Here is an 18,228-nt window from a genome sequence, read left to right as displayed (position 1 = left end):
ATACTTCACGGTTGCACAATTTGCAGCCTTTTCCAATATCTCTATCGCTGTACCGCCAACACGGTCCTTATTAATCACAGGATGCGTTCACACAGGAAATGCTAAAGGCCGCTGTCGTGCGTCACCCGAACTGATCATACGAAGGATAAATCCCGCTTCTAACGAAGTCGCTACTGGTTTGGGGCAACAGAGGCGGTCAACAATTGCTTGGAATACTCGTGGCTTGGGTTCCCCAAACGCAGAGTTTCCGAGGACATAACCTCAACTATTTCACCATTTCTCATAACTGCCAATTGCTCGCACATATGTGCGATAACCGGAAGATCATGAGATACCATCAGATAGGTCAATCCGCGCTGTTTGCGCAGGTCAGTCAGCAGGTTGAGCACCTCGGCCTGAACGCTGACATCCAAAGCCGACGTGGGTTCGTCCAAAAGCAAGATATCCGGCTCACCTGCCAACGCCCTTGCGATTGCCACGCGTTGTCGTTGACCACCGGAAAGCTGGTGTGGATACCGAAACCGGAATCTTCGCCCAAGTCCGACGTCGTTGAGCAAATCGCTCACGCGTTTATCGATATCTCCAAACCCATGCAGATGAATTGTTTCACTGAGAACCTGATCAACAGTGTGCCGAGGATGCAAAGACGCGTAGGGGTCCTGAAACACCATCTGGACGGTCCGAAAGAATGACCGATCCCGCCGGGACCCGGATATAGCCTGACCTTCTACGCGGATTGTGCCCGACCATTGCGGTGCAAGCCCCGTTATTGCCCTCAGAATTGTGGACTTGCCGGAACCGCTTTCGCCAACAAGGCCAAAACTCTCGCCCTGCGCGACTTCAAGGTTTGCGTCTTTCACCGCATCGACCCGGTCATGTGCGTGACCAAACCAGACATTCAGATGGTTGATTTCCAGTGCCTTCATTTCAGCCCCTCACGCTCGGGGCTTCGGACCAAGACGGATCGCGTGTGAGAACACTCAGGTGGGTGCATTTTTCATCAAGGCGCGGCAGCGAGTTCAGCAAGCCCTGGGTATAGGGATGTTGGGCCTGATGCAGCTTGTCAGCCTCGCAAACCTCGACGATCCGACCAGAATACATGATGAGGACACGGTCACAGAACTCAGATACCAGATTCAGGTCGTGGCTGATGAATATCAGGCCCATCCCCCGTTCCTTGACCAATCCATCCATGATGTTCAGCACCTGCCGCTGAACACTGACATCAAGCGCCGAAGTTGGTTCGTCGGCAATCAGAATCTTGGGATTGGGGATCAACATCATCGCAATCATAATGCGCTGCCCCATACCCCCAGACACCTCATGCGGGTATGCTCGCATCACCCGCTCAGGATCACGGATTGAGACGTTATCCAACATCTCGATAGCCATCTTTTTCGCGTGGGCCTTAGAGCCGGAATTGTGCTGGAGGTATGCCTCCATAAGTTGCTCGCCAACAGTGACCACCGGGTTCAGAGAAAACTTGGGGTCCTGCATCACCATCGAGATCTGCTTGCCTCGCACCTCACGCATCTCGCGCTCGCTGAGCTTCATCAGGTCTCGGCCTTCCAGATTGATGTGTTTGGCCTCGACGATACCCGGATTTCGGATCAGGCGCAGAATGGCCCGTCCCGTCATCGACTTGCCCGAGCCGCTTTCGCCGACAATCCCCAGACGCTCGCGCCCCAGCGAAAACGACACGCCACGCACGGCGTCAAACACGCCCTGACGGGTTGGGAAACGAACCCACAGATCTTCGATGTCGAGTAAGTTCATTGGCCACCGTCCTTTGGATCAAGCGCGTCCCGCAGGCCGTCACCCAACAGGTTGAAGGCCAGCGAAACCGTGAAAATTGCTAGCCCCGGCACCGTTGCCACCCACCAGTGATCAAGGATGAAACGTCGACCCTCGGATATCATGGCACCCCATTCCGGACTTGGAGGTTGTGCCCCCAACCCCAGAAAACCAAGGCCGGCGGCGGCCAGGATGATCCCGGCCATATCCAGCGTGACCCGCACGATCAAAGATGAGATGCACAGTGGCCAGATATGCCGGGTGATGATGCGCAGCGGCCCGGCACCCTGAAGGCGGATCGCGTTGATATAGTCGGTTGACCGGATGGTCAGGGTTTCTGCACGTGCCATACGCGCATAGGGCGGCCATGCCGTGAGCGAGATTGCCAGAACCGCGTTTTCAATCCCTGCCCCAAGCGCAGCGACAAACGCCAACGCCAGAACAAGTCGTGGAAAAGCGAGGAAAATATCCGTGATGCGCATGAGGATTACATCCGTCCATCCCCCCACATATCCCGCAACCGTCCCGACCAGAAGCCCCGCAATCGGTGCGATGAGCGCCACAAGCGCCACGATGTACAGCGTAATTCGGGCCCCATAGATCAGGCGTGACAGAATATCCCGCCCCAGGCTGTCGGTTCCCAGCAAGTGCCCTTCAGCCCCGATGGGAAGAAGACGGCTGGACAGGCTCTGAACAAAGGGATCATGCGGCGCGAGAAAAGGCGCAAAGACCGCTGTCAGAACAAGGATGACAAGGATCGCAAACCCGACCATTGCCATCGAGTTTGATCGCAAAGTCAGCCAGCCTTTGTAGAAGCTGGCCAATCTGGCATGGCGGCGCGAAGTCGGCTCGTCGGTCAGCAGCCACTGGCGCAAGGTCATGTCGCTCATTTCGACCTCGGATCAAAGAAACGGTAAAGAAGATCCGAGAATATGTTCAGGCAGATAAAGATCAGCCCGACCACAACGGTTCCTCCAAGAACGGCATTCATATCGGCGCTCAGCAAAGCCGTCGTGATATAGCTGCCGATCCCCGGCCAGCTAAAGATGATCTCGGTCAGAACTGATCCTTCTAACAAGTTGGCATAGCTCAGTGCGATCACTGTGATCAGCTGCACTCGGATATTCTTGAAGGCGTGGCGCCAGATAACCTGCCTTTCAGACAGCCCTTTGACGCGGGCAGTGATGACATATTCGGCTGACAACTGTTCCAGCATGAAGGATCGGGTCATCCGGCTAATGTAGGCAAGCGAGTAGTACCCCAGCAAAGCCGCGGGCAGGATGATATGGGACAACGCATTCCGGAAAACATCCCAATCCTGGGCCAAGGCACTGTCAAGCAAGATCAACCCTGTTCGCGTGGGAACAAGGTCTTCATAGAAGATATCCAGGCGGCCCGGGCCACCGACCCAGCCAAGTATCCCATAAAAGACCAAAAGCCCCATGAGCCCCAGCCAGAATATTGGCATTGAATACCCGACAAGCGCGACCACACGGGCGATCTGATCGATCCACGATCCGCGCTTGACTGCGGCGATCACACCAAGCGGAACACCCAGAAATATGCCAATCAAAACACCCAATGTCGCCAATTCCAGCGTGGCAGGGAAGACGCGGGCAATATCCTGAGAAACCGGGCGGGCATTCAGAAGTGAATCGCCAAAATCACCGTGCAGAACATCCCAAAGGTAATATCCAAATTGAACCAGCAGCGGCTTATCAAGACCAAGCTGTTGATAGACCGCATCATAAGTCGATTGCGATGCGCGTTCACCGACGATTGCCAGCACCGGGTCGATCGGCATCACGCGACCGATAATGAAGGTCACGAAAAGCAGACCCAGCATTGTAATTGCGATGGTGCCAATAGTTTTCAGGATACTCTTGATCCAATGGATAAGAGGCGCCGAGCGGCGCCCCTCAGTTGGTCTTTCGGCCAGTGCCATTTACTTGGTCACCTGCCAATACGACGCCGAAGTTATCGCCTGACCGGTTGAGAAATTCGTCACGTTTTCACGCAGGGCCGATTGCTCGATCTGCTGGAACATGATGACAAACGGCGAAGTCTCGCGGAACTCGGCCTGGATTTCCTTGTACATGTCAGCGCGTTTCGCGGTGTCGTTTTCGACAACAGCCGCGTCCGTTTTGTCGGTCAGCCCGCCGGTATCCCAAGAATTCCGCCATGCCAGCAATCCTGTGGCATTGGCTTCGTCCGAGTTATCCGGGTTATAGGCAAAGGTACCTGCGTTCGTCTGCGGGTCGGGATAGTCCGGCCCCCATGCGCCAAGATAAACATCCAGTTCCCGCGCACGATACCGCGCCAGAATTTGTTTGGCGGTTCCCACGGTGATGTTCATCGTGATGCCAACCTGACTCAGCGCATTCTGCAGCGACTGGGCGATTTCGATCCGTTCCTGCGCTTCACGTACACCAACTTCAATCTCAAGCCCGCTTACACCTGCTTCATCCAGCAGTGCCTTGGCTTTTTCAACATCAAAGCTGAACGGCGTTTCGTCAGAGGCACCGAGATAGGTTTGGGGCAGGAAATTTTGGTGGATCGTGTATTGCCCCTTCAGGAAGCTGTCACGCATCCCTTCATAGTCAACCAGGTATTTGAACGCCTGCCGAACCTGAGGCTTGCTAAGCTCGGGGTGTTTCTGGCTCAGCGAAACATACATCAGGCGGCCCTTAAGCTCGTCTGCGATCTTTACGCCGGCAACAGATGAAGCGCCGGCAACATCTTCTGGGTTCAGGTTGCGCGCGACATCGATATCACCACGTTCCAGCAACAGGCGCTGGCTGGCGCTTTCCTGAACGTGGCGGACAACCACACGCTCCATGGCCGGAGCACCCAAGTAGAAATCAGGGTTCGACTTCAGTGTTACGCTTTCATTGGGCTTCCAACTGACCAGGCTATAAGCACCAGATCCAGCAGTATTGGTCTTGAGCCATTCGTTGCCCAGATCGCCATCCTTGTCGTGTTCCATCACCGTCTTCTTATCGACAATGCCGCCGATGGTAGCGGTCAGACAGTTCAGAACGAAGGATGTCGCATAGGGTTTGTCCGTTGTGATTGTCAGAGTGTTGCCATCCGCGACAATCGTTTGTTCGACATTTTCCGGCGTGAACCCAAACTGGGTCAGGATAAATGCCGGGGTCTTGTTTAGAATGATCGCACGACGCAGTGAAAATTCAACATCTTCGGCCGTCACCGGATTCCCGGAATGAAAGGTCAGTCCTTCCCTGATATTGAAGGTAATCGATTTGCCGTCTTCAGACACATCCCAACTTTCAGCGATGTCGGGCTGATAGCCGGCATCCAGATTGAGCGGGTCGAAGTTCACCAGCTTCTGATAGACATTCCGGCTGACATCCGAACCCGCAAACTCAAAGCTTTCGGCCGGATCCAGCGTCGTGATATCGTCGATACGATGCGCAATAACCAGCATGTTCGGCGGCGTTTCGGCCATTGCCGAAGTCGAGGTCACGGCCAGCGCCAATCCCAGCGCCGCACCGGTAAGCAATCTGTTAAATGCGTTCATTTTGTCCTCTCTGTCATCAAGTCTTCACTAACGGTTACGATCCCCAGGTCTTCTCAAGAACACGCAACCAGTTTTCGTGGCAGAGCTTCTTGATGAGCTCTTCGCCGTATCCATGGGTCACCATGGCATCCCTCAATCGAGGCAGCATCGAGACGTCCTTCACGTCGTCCGGCACGACTGCCCCGTCATAATCGGACCCAAGCCCGACCCGGTCTTCACCCATTATCCCGATCAGGTGGTCAAGGTGCTTCAGAACCTGTGTCAACGGCACATCGGACAGCATCCGACCATCCTCGCGCAGAAACGCAGTGGCAAAATTCAACCCGACCATCCCGTCGCTTTCCGCGATGGTGCGAAGTTGGTCATCGGTCAGATTCCGCGCGTGCGGACAGATGGCATGGGCATTCGAATGCGTGGCGACCAAAGGCGCATCCGAATACCGCGCTACATCCCAGAAACCATTTTCATTGAGATGCGACAAATCCAGCATGATCCCCAGCGCGTTGCAACGCTGCACAAGCCGCAGTCCATGATCTGTCAATCCAGGGCCAGTATCCGGCCCCGATGGATATCTAAACGGCACACCATGGCCGAAAATGTTGGGTCGGCTCCACACTGGCCCAAGCGATCGCAACCCCGCTGCATGAAACACGTCAAGCGAATGCAGATCGGCATCAATCGCCTCGGCGCCCTCAATGTGAAAAATGGCCGCCATCTGGCCTTGTGCCAAGCTGTTCCGGATATCCGAAACCGATCGAACCACTTTCAACGCCCCCAAACGTTCCAGTTCCAGCAGGATCGCAATCTGCCCCAGCGCTGAGGGCAGAGCATCTTCAGCGTCAATATGATTGGGAAGCGGCAGATCATAGCTGGGCTGGACCATTTCTTCCATTTTTGCATCGGCATCGATAGGCGAAGGCACCCAAACGGCAAAGAAGCCTCCGCCAAATCCACCGGCCTTGGATTTAACAGAGTCAATCGCACCTTCGAGCCCGGTCAGGAAACGGCCCGCTTCGGGCAGACCACCTGACGAGGCCAGTTTTGACAGAACATCATTGTGCCCATCAATGATAAGAGGGGAGGTGCTCAAACTCACTTTACCCAGGTTAGTGTCATTTCGACACACGCTAACAGACGTAATCATCATAATTGTAAAAAATCTTGATGAGTTTTACTCATAGAGCTAGTCGGAATCATGCGGGTGCCCAGCAATGAAGAAACCTCGCAACTGGCATTCTTTGCCGGAATACCAGGCGCTCCGTGCGCTCATGCAGTCTGGAACAACAGCAGCCGCCGCACGACAGCTCGGCTTGTCTCAGTCTGCGGTCAGTCGCTCGGTCAGCAGCCTAGAGGATCGGTTGGGTAGAACACTGTTCGAACGGGATGCAGGCAGATTGCGACCGACGCAAGAAGCCGTAAGGCTGAATATGCGATTGGATCCTTTGTTCGAGGCTTTGGACAGGATCGATGGCCCGGGCGAAACAGTGCAAGAAACACTGCGTCTCGTTGCACCACCCAGCTACGCTCATCGATACATCGTTTCCCTCATCGCCAGTTTCATTCGCGGGAATCCCGGTTTTTTCGTAAACCTTGAGGTGACAACATCAGATATGGTCACGCTAGGCGTGCTTGAGAATCGATTTGATCTTGCCGTGACCGGGATTGAACAAAGCCGCGCTGGCATCAAACTTATTCCATTTCGCGAGTCACCAGCCGTTTGCGTCATGCGCCCTGAACATCCTCTGTCTGAACGCACCGTTCTGACGCCTTCAGACCTGCATGAGCAAGAGTTGATCGCACTGACATATCGACACGGGCGGCGCGGGCAGCTGGACCGGTTGCTTCAACAGGTGCGGGCCAAACCGAGGATCGTTGCCGAAGTTTCAACCTCATTTGCCGCTGCCGACATGGCGCGCGAAGGATTGGGGCTGTCTGTTATCAATCCCTTTCCCGTCTACCATTACCGATCTCCCGATCTGGCATTTGTCCGATTTGAATCTCCAATGCGGTACCGGGGCCATTTTGTGGTCTCGGATCAAAAACCGGTTCCAAGGATCGCACGGGCATTCATGCGGCATCTGCGATTGAACACCCCTCCGGACCCTTTTTCTGACCCGAGATAATGAAATCTTTCCAAGGTTCTTCACTGGCAACACGCCATGTGACCACCCAACAGGGAAGATTTTGAAGGAGGTGTTCGAGGTACGGACCTGTCATGGCTACGTGCACAGTTTGGTATGAGTAAAGTCCGCAAACATGGCTTTATTTATCCTTATGTATCTCAGGCCGTATCACCCGGCATGCGGTTCGTTTTTTTGGCTCTTAAGTTTCTCTACCCGCAACCCGCCTGTGATTTCCCTACGTTTCGTAGCGAAGCTGGCGTATCATTATCTCGCTCAAGTCTTAGGAAGGAATACCTAAATGGCGGATTGTGTGAAACTGCGCCCCGGCGAAACCTATTCCGGGAAACAGGGGTTCGATTACTTCGAAGGCATCGCCAGACAGACGGTAGGAAGCCAAGCTATCTGCATGCATCTGCTTACGGTCCCGCCCGGAGGGCGCGCCAGGGCGCATAAACATGAGACACATGAAACCGCGATTTATGTGATTTCCGGGTCTGCGAAGATGCATTGGGGCGACAGGCTGGAACACGTTATGGAAACGCAAGCAGGAGACCTGATCTATATACCGGCAAACACTCCGCACCTTCCGTTCAACGATGGGAATGAACCCGCAGTTGCAGTTATCGCACGCACGGACCCAAACGAACAGGAAAGCGTTGTTCTGATGCCTGAACTTGAGGACCTTGTACTGAGGTGACGCAAAATACTGTTGGGGACCAGCTGCGCAGTTTTCTAACCCCTATTGCTTCCACGGTGCTTCCCGCGCCAAAGTTCCAATGCAAAACGCCCCGCGGGTTGCGAGGCTAAGTGTTTGATATTCGGCCTAGAAGAATGGTTGCGGGAGGGCACAACCACCGTTGCCGAACGCAATTGAGATGTCAGATTTGAAGCGCCAAGCGGACTTGATAGTTTCTACGACTAGACTTCCGCTGAGCGGAGAGGGTGTGTGGAAACTTGGTTGATCTCGGAGCGTCCAATCGGTTTTGACTTTTGTGTCCTTTTTGGCTTGGGATCATCATTTTGATGGACAGGATGGATTGTGAGGTCGGCGGAAGCCATCTGAGACGGATAGGGCCATTTGGGCGCAAATTTCAGGGCAAACGAGGGCTCTTACGCGTTCATAGCTGCGATGATCGCTGGTACGCCCATGATCTTCAGCACGCGGGTCATGTTGTAGGCGAGTACGTGCAGCGCCATCTCGGTGGCGACATTTTTCAACCTGCGCATCGTGAAGTGCGTCGCGCCCATCCATGATTTGATCGTGCCGTAGGGATGCTCGACGGTCATGCTGCGGACGGCCAGTTGGGCTGGGTCTGCGTCCAACCTTTCTTGTACTCGCTCAAGCACATCCTCTTTCTCCCATCGACGCACGCGCCGTTCCTTGCTGGCCGTGCATTTGTCCTTGATGACGCAATCGGCGCAGGCCCCAGACCAATACGCTCTGATGGCCTTGCCGTCTTGCTGGCCGGTAAATCTGTAGGTCAGTTGCTTGCCTGCCGGGCAGACATAGACATCCTTGCCGCTGTCATATGCGAAGTCAGCCTTGTCAAACTGACCGCGTGCAGCGGCGTTTGATGTCATGGGTTTGGGAACGACAACCCAGATACCAGCCTCTTCGCTGGCGACAATCTCCTCGCTCTTGTAGTAACCTTTATCCGCGATTGCTGTGAGCTGATCTGTCGTCATGACATCATTTGCTGCCGCGGCCATCATCGACAAGGCATCCCGGTCGAACCCAAGCATTGTTACTTCATGCGCAACGATCAGGTGGTGATTGGCTTCGACGGCCGTTTGAACATTGTAGCCGACAATGCGGGGCATCCGGGCCGTTGTTGCCATGGATCGGGCATCAGGATCACTAAGTGAGACTTGGGTTTCGCCGGTCTCATCCATGCGCTGCCCGATTGATCTGTAGCGCACCGCCTCCTTTTGCAGATGCTCTAACTTTCTCAAAGTGCGTTCCATGCGGGCCTCTGGCAGCACCGTGCCGGTCTGTTCAAACACTTCGTCGGCGCGATCCAACTCACCCAAATAGCGCTCGATTGCCTTGTCAATCTCACCAACTTCTGGCGCAGCTTACCGCGCGTGTAATTCTTGGCCTTGGAGTTCAGCGCCTTGAACCGGCTACCGTCAATGGCAACCACATCCCCATCGAGCAGGTTCATGTTGCGGCATAGCGCGACAAACTGCTGGCACACCTTGCGGATCGCGGGGCCGTTGTTTTTCCGAAAGTCGGCAATCGTCTTGAAGTCCGGCTTCAACCGACCCGTCAGCCAGACAAGTTCCAGATTGCGACCGCACTAGCGCTCCAGACGACGCGATGACTGGATCTGGTTCAAATACCCGTAAAGATAAATCCGAAGTAACAAGCCAGGATGATAGCCAGGCCGTCCAGTTGCCGCTGTCATCGCATTGAATCCCAGCACCGCAAGATCAAGCAGGTCTGCAAAGGCATCAATGGCACGGACAGGACTGTTCTCATCAACATAATCGTCCAGACATTCGGGCAGCAACATCGCCTGCTGCCGGTCCAGACCCTCGATAAATTGCGTCATCAACAACCTCCGTACCGAATACGGAAATTATACCATCAGTCCGGTCAAAATAGGGGAGTTTTCACACACCCTCCGGACTAAGCTACCGTTGCCCTTTCGGGTGTTTGCTGACGCAGCATTTGCTCGCAGGTGCGGCACACGGTTTGTAGCATCGCAGAGGGTTTTTCGTTTTCGGTCACTCATCGGTGTGAAATTCAGCTAAATCTATACTACCCTTTCGCTGCGCTCGGTTTCGGCAATCAAGGAGCGGACTTTGCGGCCATCCGCATTTTTAGTCCGGAGGACAGCAGTCAGCCCAAAGCAGACACGATCAGCATGGCGCTTCGCCCGACCAGTATTCGAAGGTCGGGCGGAAACCGGCCATTCGCTGCGTGCGTGAGCCTGTCAGGTCGAATATTCGAACGCAGACATTCAAGTAGCCTTGAGACCGGATTTCAATCTGCGCGACTGAATGACGCCGGAGCGTTAATATATAGATAGTGTCAAGAGTTTTCCGGAATGTGGTTAAGGTCTCGTGCCCAGCTCTTCATTGTCTGGTCGAGTAGATGTTTATTTTGATGATTTTATCGTTTCCTGGCCAATATGTTCGAAAATATGCCACTAACGTTCGCCGCGTCGGTAGGGTGCCATCAACGCCGCTGGGACTTCGGCTCTGCGGGCGACAAGGACCAGCGCAACGATCGAAAGTACATACGGTGCCATGAGGAACAACTGATATGGCACACCCTCAACCGTTGTCTGCAATCGCAGTTGGTAGGCATCGAAGAAAGCGAACAACATCGCGCCAATCAAAGCCTTACCGGGCCGCCAGCCAGCGAAGACTACCAATGCGATGCAGATCCAACCGCGCCCCTGCACCATGCCCGGGAAAAAGCTGTTGAACGCCGTTGTAGTCAGGAAGGCCCCGCCGACGGCCATCAAAGCTGACCCGACAACAACTGCGCCGATACGGATACGGATCGGGTTCAACCCCTGCGCCTCAACCGCATGAGGGTTCTCTCCGGTCATACGAATGGCCAATCCCAAAGGCGTACGGGCAAGAACATAGGCCATCACAGCCACTGCAGTGAGCGCCAGATAGGTCGGCAAAGCTTGGTTAAAAAGGATCGGTCCCAAAACGGGAATATCTGACAGGACCGGAAAATCGAGCGGCTTAAAAGCCTCGATCGTAGGAGGCAGATCTCCCACCTCAACAAGTAACCTGTACAGGTAATAGGCTAAAGCGGATGCAAACAGCGTTATGCCCAGCCCTGAGACGTGTTGCGAAAGCCCAAGTGGAACTGTCAGCATAGCATGAAGCAATCCCATCACCGCGCCGCAAAACGCTGCAAAAATGAGGCCTGCAAGCAATGGCGCGCCCATGTAGACGACAAGCCAACCGCTCATCGCCCCCATGGTCATGATCCCCTCGATTCCCAGATTGAGCACGCCCGAACGTTCGCAAAGCAACGCACCAAGAACACCAAATATGAGCGGTGTCGCAATACGCAGCACGGAAGCCCAAAGACTGGTATTCAGCAGCAGATCAATTGCATCGCTCATCGGCGCACCCGGTAGGTTGTGAAAAGAAGGGCCACGATCATGGTGAGCAGGCACAGCGCCACGATCACATCGGCAATGAAACTGGGTACACCCGTCGCACGGCTCATGGCGTCGGCCCCGACAAAGACTGTGGCGACGAATACAGCGGCAGCGACCACTCCGGCCGGATGCAAAGCGGCGAGCATGGCGACGACAATGCCTGCATAACCAAATCCTGGGCTCATAGTGGTGGTGACCCCCGCAGTGACCCCCAAGACTTCGACAGACCCGGCAAGCCCTGCCAGCGCGCCCGAAAGCAAGGCAACACCCATGATCGTTCGGGGCAGAGAAATTCCGGCAAAGGCAGCGGCACTGGCATTTAAGCCTGCGGCGCGTGTTTCAGCGCCAACAACAGTACGCGCAAGAATCAGCCAAACAGCACTTGCCGCTGCGATAGCAACAAGCAGCCCGATATGGAGACGTGTACGGGGGATCAGATCCGGAAGGCGGTAATCCCCGTCTACGGGCACCGAAGAGGGCCACCCAAAGGCCAGCGGATCGCGCATAGGGCCCTCAATCATGAGGCCAACAAAAAGGATCACGATGAAGTTGAGCAGCAGGGTTGTCACCACCTCATCCACGCCGAAACGTAAGCGTAAAAAGGCAGGTCCTGCCAAAAGGGCCGCGCCTGCCGCCATGCCCGCCAACATCAAGATCGGAATACCTATCCACCCTGGAACCCCGAGTGAATGACCGATCCAAGCCGTGATTAGCGCCCCAACAAAGAACTGTCCCTCGCCCCCGATGTTCCAAAGCCGCGCTCGGAAGGCGACAGCTGCGGCAAGCCCCGTAAAGATAAGCGGAGTGGCGCGGGTCAACATCTCGGCGATGGAAAGGCGCGAGCCGAACGCGCCATTCACCATTTCGCCATAAGCCGTTAGCGGATTTACGTCAGCAGCAGCGATGAGACCGGCGGCCAAAAGCAATGCAGCAAAGATCGCGGCCAGTGGTGCAATGATCGCAAGATGCAGCGGCACATGTGAGCGTCGTTCAAGCCGCATCATCATTTTCCTTCCAGACACCTGCCATCATCAGGCCAAGGCGTTGTGGGTCGGCTTCATCAGTCGATATCGATTCTGACAAGCGACCATTTACGATGGCCTGTATTCGGTCTGACAGGGCTACAGCTTCTTCCAATTCTTCTGAGATGAGCAGGATTGCGGCACCTTCGGCCCGTGCTGCCAAAAGCTCGGCATGAACTGAAGCAATTGCACCTTCATCAAGACCACGCGTTGGCTGGTTTGCGAGCACAAAACGCGGCCCATTGGTCAGAACCCGGCCAAGGATCAGCTTTTGCATATTGCCGCCGGACAGCAGCCTTGTTCGCGTGTCGGGGCTGGCGCCGCGGATATCAAAACGTTCTATCAGCCCCGCAGTGTATTCCCGGGCGGCGCGTTGTCGAACAAAGCCGCGGTGCGAAAATCTCGGTGTGCGCAAGCGCTCAAGCACCGCGTTTTCCCACAAACTCAATTCGCCCACAACGCCTTCTGCGTGCCGGTCTTCAGGCACCCTGCCTGCGCCCGCGCGGATCATGCCGCGCGGACCCAGATGGCTGATATCTTCGTTCAAGAGTGTTAACTGACCCGCACTTGGGTGTGCCAATCCTGACAGCAGCGCACCGAGGGAGGACTGACCATTGCCTGAAACGCCGACGATACCAAGGATTTCACCGGCATGGACATCGAAAGACACATCATCCAGCCGCAAATCACCGTCTTCTTCCACGCTCACGTCCTTTGCGATCAGGACTGGCGCTCCAATCTCATGGTCTTGACGTACGGGACGCTCAACCTTGCGGCCAACCATCAGTTCCGCCAACTCTTCTGGTGTGGTTTCGGGTGTTTTGCGTTCCGCGACCATCCTGCCGCCACGAAGCACCGCCACACGGTCAGAGGCTGCCATGACCTCATGCAGCTTGTGGCTGATGAAAATAAGCGAGAGGCCCTCTTTTGTCATATCACGCAGCGTTTCGAACAGGCGCATCGCCTCGGGCCGGGCCAGAACGGCAGTCGGTTCATCCAAAATCAAAATACGTGCGTCGCGATAGAGTGCTTTCAGAATCTCGACCCGTTGACGTTCACCAACGGAAAGCGTCCGAACCTTGGCCTCGGGGTTCACAGGCAAGCCGAACCGCTCAGAGATCTGCAACAGCTTTTTGCGCGCCTCGCCACGAGCGGAACGCGCGCGCGTCAAGGGTTCGGAACCAAGCATGACGTTTTCCAGAACCGTGAGGTTGCCCGCAAGCGTGAAGTGCTGGTGTACCATCCCCACACCCACCTCGATCGCTGCACGCGGCAGGCCTGGGGGCAGCTCTTTTCCAAACACCCTGACCGAGCCTTTATCGGCTGCGTAATGGCCGAACAGGATATTCATCAGCGTCGTCTTACCCGCACCATTTTCGCCCAACAGAGCAAGAATTTCCCCGTCTTCTAGTGTCAGGGTCACATCGTCATTTGCGGCAAGCGTTCCGAAACGCTTGGTAATGTCGTTTAGTTCCAGAACCTTGGTCATGCGGGCAGGCCTGCGATTGGGTGCGGAAAAGTGATTGCGGGCGCGCGGTCTTCGACAAGTGCGCCAAGTTTCAGCAGCGCAAAATCCGAGCCAGGGGGACCAATCAGTTGAACGCCGAGTGGAAGACCATTTGCCATGCCAAAAGGCAGCGCCAAAGCTGGCAAGCCCGCTACATTTGCAAGTGCGGCGTTCGGGGCAAAAGCCTCGAGCCGCGCCATGTGATCGTCTGGGGAGGTGCCGGACAGATCCAAAGTGCCTACAACGGGCGGTGCAGACGAGAGGATCGGCATCAGGACGGCATCGGCAGACTTAAAAAGCTTGCGAGATCGATTTGTCAGACGTGCGAGCTGTCGTGAGGCCGCAAAAAGCGCTGTGGCCGGTGTCGCACGGCCCTCGGCAGCCATGGTCGCGGCAAGCGGTGGAATCTTATCATCAGAGATCCTGAGCGCAGTCAGCCACTCGGCCAAGGAAACAGCAAGTATGGTTCGGGCGATTGCGTGAGCCTCATCCCCCAATCGGTCGGGGGCACGAATATCGCACACCTCACAGCCTGCATCGCGCAGCGCGTCGGCAGCACTTTTCGCGGCCTTGCACTGGTCGGCACCGCAACGCTCCGGCAATGCCAATGCGACGCGGGGGCGTTCTGGCAGATTTACCGGGGCCATGGGCTGGGCTACCGCGTCAAAGGCGGTCTTCACATCGCGGACCGACCGCGAAAGGATCAGTTCAGACGCTATGCCCATCAGGTGATTGGCAAAATCAGGGCCTCCGGGCACCGCGCCACGAGAAGGCTTGAGCCCGGTCAAGCCACAACACGCAGCGGGAACCCTGATGGACCCGGCTGCATCCGTGGCATGAGCAATTGCAACAATACCAGCTGCAACCGCGGCTGCGGCGCCACCGGATGAACCACCGGGTGTCAACGCAGGGTTCCATGGATTGCGGGTCGCCGCCATGCCATCGGGTTCGCATGTCAGGGAAAGGCCAAAGGGAGGTGTTGCGGTCAAGCCGAAAGGGATCAGGCCGGTTCGGCGAAGACTTTGCAGCAGGTGGCTGTCACTATCGGGTTTACGACATTGCGCACGGATCTCCGCGGATCCTGCCGCCGCAGGCAGCCCTTTTGCGAAACTGCCGAGGTCTTTCACCAAAAACGGAACCCCATGAAATGGCCCGCGCTGGTCTGGTGGCAAAGCGTCTGCAACCTTTGCCCCATCGCGGGCCATATCTTCGTCCAGATATACCACGGCCCCCAAATCTGCCCGTGCGTGGCAGGCGGCAAGGCTGGACTCCATCAGTTGGCAGGCAGAGATCTGCCCTGCCGTGATGGCAGCTGCAAGAGCTGTGGCATCGGTCACGTCAAAGCCCTCGGGATCAGGAGGGCTCGCTTTCGTCAATCGGAACGTCCCATTCACCGGATTGAATAGCGGCCTGTTTGGCCTCCATCCCCGGGATGGCGTCGGCAGGCACTTCATCGGCGACATAAATCAGCTCATTGCCGCCATGGGCCATAAAGGAATATTCCGTGTAGTTACGACCTGTTGGATTACCGGCCTGAACATCCGCCACGATGGCCTCGATTGTGGGACCGTAATTCCAGATTGCATTGGCAAAAACCGTGCCCGGGTATCGCGGGGTATAATCGATAAGCGAACCGATCGCCTTCACACCTCGCGCTTGGGCCGCATCCGCAGTGCCAATGCGCTCACCAAACAGAATGTCTGCACCCGCATCAATCTGGGCAATCGCAGCCTCTTGTGCGCGGGCCGGATCGAACCATGCACCGATAAAGCCGTTGACGAAGGTGGCGTCTGGGTTCACTTCGCTTACGCCCATGCGGAAAGCATTGATCAAAAGGTTCACCTCGGGGATCGGATAACCCCCGACCGAACCATAGACATTGCTTTCGGACATATGACCCGCGAGCATACCAGCCAGATAGGCTGCCTCGTGGTTGCGTGTGCCAAAGACACCGAAGTTGTCACCTTCTGGCCCACCGGAAGACCCCATCAGAAACGCGGTGTCGGGGTAGTCACCCGCCACTTCGCGTGCTTCACGCTCCACAGCATAAGATTCACCCCAGATGATTTGCGCACCTCCCTCGGCATACTCGCGCATCGCGCGGGGATAGTCGGTCGGCGCTACTCCTTCTGAAAACTCATACTCTATCAGGCCAGCGTCGGCGGCTTCCTGCATCGCCAGGTGAATGCGGCTGTTCCATGCATTTTCAACCGGAGACATGTGCACTCCGGCGACGCGGATCGCAGATTGCGCGTTCACGCGATGGATATAAGCCGGCAGGGCCAGCGTGGCCGCAGCGCCGACCATCAGTTGACGGCGGGTTGTGGTGAGTTTCATTGGTAGATCCTCTTCTGTTGGTGGCAATTCTTCTTGTTAATGAACTTCCTAAGTATTGGGCCTGGGCGCGTAATCTGCGGGATCCAGGGTCGTGGGACGGCCAGGCAAAGAAAGCGCGGCCATTCGTGGTTCTGTGCGGGCCAGCACCTTTCCGTTTTTGATAACGGCAAGCCGGGTGGCTTTCATGCGAACTGCTTCAATCGGGTCCTGCGCTTGCAGCACTACCATATTGGCAGGGCCGCCTTCGCGGATCGTCGGGTCGGGCAAGCCCATTGCTTTGGCACCATTCTGAGTAACGGACGTAAACGCCCACTCCATCGCCTCGCGGGATGTCATCGGCACGGCATGCACGCCCATATGAGCCACTTCCAACATGTCGGCGGAGCCAAGCGAATACCACGGGTCCATCGTGCAATCCTGCCCGAAGGCGACATTTACACCCGCCGCGCGCAGCTCTGGCACTCGGGTCAGCCCCCTACGACGCGGATAGGTATCCGAGCGACCTTGCAGCGTTATATTGATGAGTGGGTTGGGCACCACGTTCATACCGCTTTCTGCGATCAGAGGTATGAGCTTCGATGCATAGTAGTTGTCATACGAGTGCATCGCGGTGACATGACTTGCCGTCACCCGCCCGCCAAGCCCAAGGCGCGTGGTCTCATAGGCTAAGGTTTCCACGTGGCGCGACATTGGATCGTCGCTTTCATCGCAATGCAAATCCAGCATCAGGCCTCGGTCCACCGCTATCTCGGCCAGTCTCCTGACCGACCGGGCACCTTCCGACATCGTACGCTCAAAATGAGGGATACCGCCCACTACATCGACACCCATATCAAGGGCTTGGATCAAGTTTTTTTCTGCATTCTCTGCGCGGTAAAGGCCATCTTGCGGGAATGCTACCAGTTGCACATCAATATAGGGAGCGACCTGCTTGCGGACCTCCAACAGCGCTTCAACGCCAACCAAAGGTGTGGATGAAACATCCACATGCGAACGGATGGCCAGCAATCCCTGCGATACGGCAAGGTCGCAATATCGCATGGCGCGCTCAATTACTGCTTCGGGTGTCAGCAGAGGCTTTAGCTCACCCCAAAGCGCGATGCCTTCCAATAGTGTGCCCGAGGCATTCATGCGAGGCGTTCCAAGGCTCAGGGTCGCATCCATATGGAAGTGCGGGTCGGTAAACGGGGGCGAAACCAATCGCCCAGCCGCATCAATGTCCTCGCCTGCCTCGGCCTTGATCTTGGGGGCAATTTCTGCGACGCGGTCACCCTTGATCGCAATATCCATCGGCCCTCGGCCATCCGGCAGTTGGGCTTGTCTAATGATGATGTCGAGCATTCATCTTCCCCCAAATTTGACCACAAGGTAAAAGTATTCTGATAAAATGCTACATTTTTTTGCTGTGTTTCAGGAACCAGCGCTTCGGATAGTCTGACGCAATTCGAATGCCTGCAAGGCGGAATGCGAACGCAGCAATTCGCCGTATCGATGGATGGCGGCTGTGGGCCGCTCACAAAATGTCTAACGTCAGCGCCAATGGGACAGTTTAGGGTGATTTGATAAGAGAGGGTTTCTGGCTCATCGTAACTGCCAAGGAGTGGAGATGAGAAAGAAACCCGGAACTGTTGATTTCCGCTGAGAAGTGACCCGGTATTTTCACCGAGATTTGACCCACCTTTGTTTATGTCTCAGCGTTTATGTTGTGGTCAATGTTGGCGTTTCCTTTCTCGTTTTCCTTGCTTCAGAACTTGCCTTGAAGCGGTAG

The 18,228-nt window shown here is 55.8% G+C and carries 14 protein-coding genes and 1 pseudogene; 2 read left to right on the top strand and 13 right to left on the bottom strand.

Annotation, left to right across the window (positions count from 1 at the left end):
* Positions 1-170: 170 nt before the first annotated feature.
* The 6 genes from ACR0ID_RS07320 to ACR0ID_RS07295 are packed head-to-tail and all read right to left on the bottom strand — an operon-like array spanning position 171 to position 6,425.
* Positions 171-926 (bottom strand): ABC transporter ATP-binding protein, encoded by a 756-nt coding sequence (locus ACR0ID_RS07320; RefSeq protein WP_480474890.1) that lies wholly within the window; start codon positions 924-926, stop codon positions 171-173.
* A 1-nt stretch (position 927) separates the two neighbouring features.
* The gene (locus tag ACR0ID_RS07315) at positions 928-1,776 is read right to left on the bottom strand and encodes an ABC transporter ATP-binding protein (RefSeq protein WP_209506685.1); all 849 of its coding nucleotides are present in this window, start codon (positions 1,774-1,776) and stop codon (positions 928-930) included.
* On the bottom strand, positions 1,773-2,684 hold the full coding sequence (locus ACR0ID_RS07310) for an ABC transporter permease (RefSeq protein WP_480474889.1): 912 nt from the start codon (positions 2,682-2,684) through the stop codon (positions 1,773-1,775). The genes ACR0ID_RS07315 and ACR0ID_RS07310 overlap by 4 nt, the downstream gene beginning before the upstream one ends.
* Complete coding sequence (locus tag ACR0ID_RS07305) at positions 2,681-3,739, bottom strand: ABC transporter permease (RefSeq protein WP_480474888.1); 1,059 nt, start codon at positions 3,737-3,739, stop codon at positions 2,681-2,683. The genes ACR0ID_RS07310 and ACR0ID_RS07305 overlap by 4 nt, the downstream gene beginning before the upstream one ends.
* Positions 3,740-5,335 carry an ABC transporter substrate-binding protein gene (locus ACR0ID_RS07300; protein WP_480474887.1) on the bottom strand — a complete coding sequence of 532 codons (1,596 nt, stop codon included), beginning with the start codon at positions 5,333-5,335 and terminating at the stop codon, positions 3,740-3,742. It abuts the gene before it with no gap.
* A 34-nt stretch (positions 5,336-5,369) separates the two neighbouring features.
* Positions 5,370-6,425: a dipeptidase gene (locus ACR0ID_RS07295; protein ID WP_480482946.1), complete on the bottom strand. Its 1,056-nt coding sequence runs from the start codon at positions 6,423-6,425 to the stop codon at positions 5,370-5,372.
* 121 nt (positions 6,426-6,546) lie between these two features.
* On the opposite strand from ACR0ID_RS07295, the gene ACR0ID_RS07290 reads away from it, so the two are divergent.
* Together ACR0ID_RS07290 and ACR0ID_RS07285 are read left to right on the top strand one after the other, a co-directional pair.
* Positions 6,547-7,458, top strand: a complete 912-nt coding sequence (locus ACR0ID_RS07290; RefSeq protein ID WP_480518276.1) for a LysR family transcriptional regulator — start codon at positions 6,547-6,549, stop codon at positions 7,456-7,458.
* Between the two features lie 298 nt (positions 7,459-7,756).
* The gene (locus ACR0ID_RS07285) at positions 7,757-8,155 is read left to right on the top strand and encodes a cupin domain-containing protein (protein WP_480604605.1); all 399 of its coding nucleotides are present in this window, start codon (positions 7,757-7,759) and stop codon (positions 8,153-8,155) included.
* A gap of 413 nt (positions 8,156-8,568) precedes the next feature.
* On the opposite strand, the pseudogene ACR0ID_RS07280 reads toward ACR0ID_RS07285, so the two are convergent.
* The 7 genes and pseudogenes from ACR0ID_RS07280 to ACR0ID_RS07250 all read right to left on the bottom strand — a co-directional run bounded on the left by ACR0ID_RS07280 (position 8,569) and on the right by ACR0ID_RS07250 (position 17,801).
* A pseudogene (locus ACR0ID_RS07280) lies at positions 8,569-10,013 on the bottom strand (IS1182 family transposase).
* A 600-nt stretch (positions 10,014-10,613) separates the two neighbouring features.
* Positions 10,614-11,555 (bottom strand): ABC transporter permease, encoded by a 942-nt coding sequence (locus tag ACR0ID_RS07275; RefSeq protein ID WP_480521495.1) that lies wholly within the window; start codon positions 11,553-11,555, stop codon positions 10,614-10,616.
* Positions 11,552-12,595, bottom strand: a complete 1,044-nt coding sequence (locus ACR0ID_RS07270) for an ABC transporter permease (RefSeq protein WP_480556030.1) — start codon at positions 12,593-12,595, stop codon at positions 11,552-11,554. The genes ACR0ID_RS07275 and ACR0ID_RS07270 overlap by 4 nt, the downstream gene beginning before the upstream one ends.
* Entirely contained in the window at positions 12,585-14,105 is a 1,521-nt protein-coding gene (locus ACR0ID_RS07265) for an ABC transporter ATP-binding protein (protein WP_480604603.1), read from the bottom strand. The genes ACR0ID_RS07270 and ACR0ID_RS07265 overlap by 11 nt, the downstream gene beginning before the upstream one ends.
* Complete coding sequence (locus ACR0ID_RS07260) at positions 14,102-15,499, bottom strand: amidase (protein WP_480521501.1); 1,398 nt, start codon at positions 15,497-15,499, stop codon at positions 14,102-14,104. The genes ACR0ID_RS07265 and ACR0ID_RS07260 overlap by 4 nt, the downstream gene beginning before the upstream one ends.
* Positions 15,477-16,460, bottom strand: a complete 984-nt coding sequence (locus tag ACR0ID_RS07255; protein ID WP_480521503.1) for a BMP family protein — start codon at positions 16,458-16,460, stop codon at positions 15,477-15,479. The genes ACR0ID_RS07260 and ACR0ID_RS07255 overlap by 23 nt, the downstream gene beginning before the upstream one ends.
* A 48-nt stretch (positions 16,461-16,508) precedes the next feature.
* Positions 16,509-17,801 carry an amidohydrolase family protein gene (locus ACR0ID_RS07250; protein WP_480604601.1) on the bottom strand — a complete coding sequence of 431 codons (1,293 nt, stop codon included), beginning with the start codon at positions 17,799-17,801 and terminating at the stop codon, positions 16,509-16,511.
* Positions 17,802-18,228: the final 427 nt, after the last annotated feature.

Source organism: Ruegeria sp. AL2 (genome assembly GCF_056540845.1).
This window is presented reverse-complemented; position numbering and strand designations above follow the sequence as displayed.

What these genes read in the sequence shown, in the direction of transcription:
- ACR0ID_RS07290 (WP_480518276.1), top strand. Translation starts at nt 6,547, where the DNA reads ATGAAGAAACCTCGCAACTGGCATTCTTTGCCGGAATACCAGGCGCTC.
- ACR0ID_RS07255 (WP_480521503.1), bottom strand. Translation starts at nt 16,460, where the DNA reads ATGAAACTCACCACAACCCGCCGTCAACTGATGGTCGGCGCTGCGGCC.
- ACR0ID_RS07285 (WP_480604605.1), top strand. Translation starts at nt 7,757, where the DNA reads ATGGCGGATTGTGTGAAACTGCGCCCCGGCGAAACCTATTCCGGGAAA.
- ACR0ID_RS07270 (WP_480556030.1), bottom strand. Translation starts at nt 12,595, where the DNA reads ATGCGGCTTGAACGACGCTCACATGTGCCGCTGCATCTTGCGATCATT.
- ACR0ID_RS07275 (WP_480521495.1), bottom strand. Translation starts at nt 11,555, where the DNA reads ATGAGCGATGCAATTGATCTGCTGCTGAATACCAGTCTTTGGGCTTCC.
- ACR0ID_RS07250 (WP_480604601.1), bottom strand. Translation starts at nt 17,801, where the DNA reads ATGCTCGACATCATCATTAGACAAGCCCAACTGCCGGATGGCCGAGGG.
- ACR0ID_RS07265 (WP_480604603.1), bottom strand. Translation starts at nt 14,105, where the DNA reads ATGACCAAGGTTCTGGAACTAAACGACATTACCAAGCGTTTCGGAACG.
- ACR0ID_RS07310 (WP_480474889.1), bottom strand. Translation starts at nt 2,684, where the DNA reads ATGAGCGACATGACCTTGCGCCAGTGGCTGCTGACCGACGAGCCGACT.
- ACR0ID_RS07320 (WP_480474890.1), bottom strand. Translation starts at nt 926, where the DNA reads ATGAAGGCACTGGAAATCAACCATCTGAATGTCTGGTTTGGTCACGCA.
- ACR0ID_RS07300 (WP_480474887.1), bottom strand. Translation starts at nt 5,335, where the DNA reads ATGAACGCATTTAACAGATTGCTTACCGGTGCGGCGCTGGGATTGGCG.
- ACR0ID_RS07305 (WP_480474888.1), bottom strand. Translation starts at nt 3,739, where the DNA reads ATGGCACTGGCCGAAAGACCAACTGAGGGGCGCCGCTCGGCGCCTCTT.
- ACR0ID_RS07315 (WP_209506685.1), bottom strand. Translation starts at nt 1,776, where the DNA reads ATGAACTTACTCGACATCGAAGATCTGTGGGTTCGTTTCCCAACCCGT.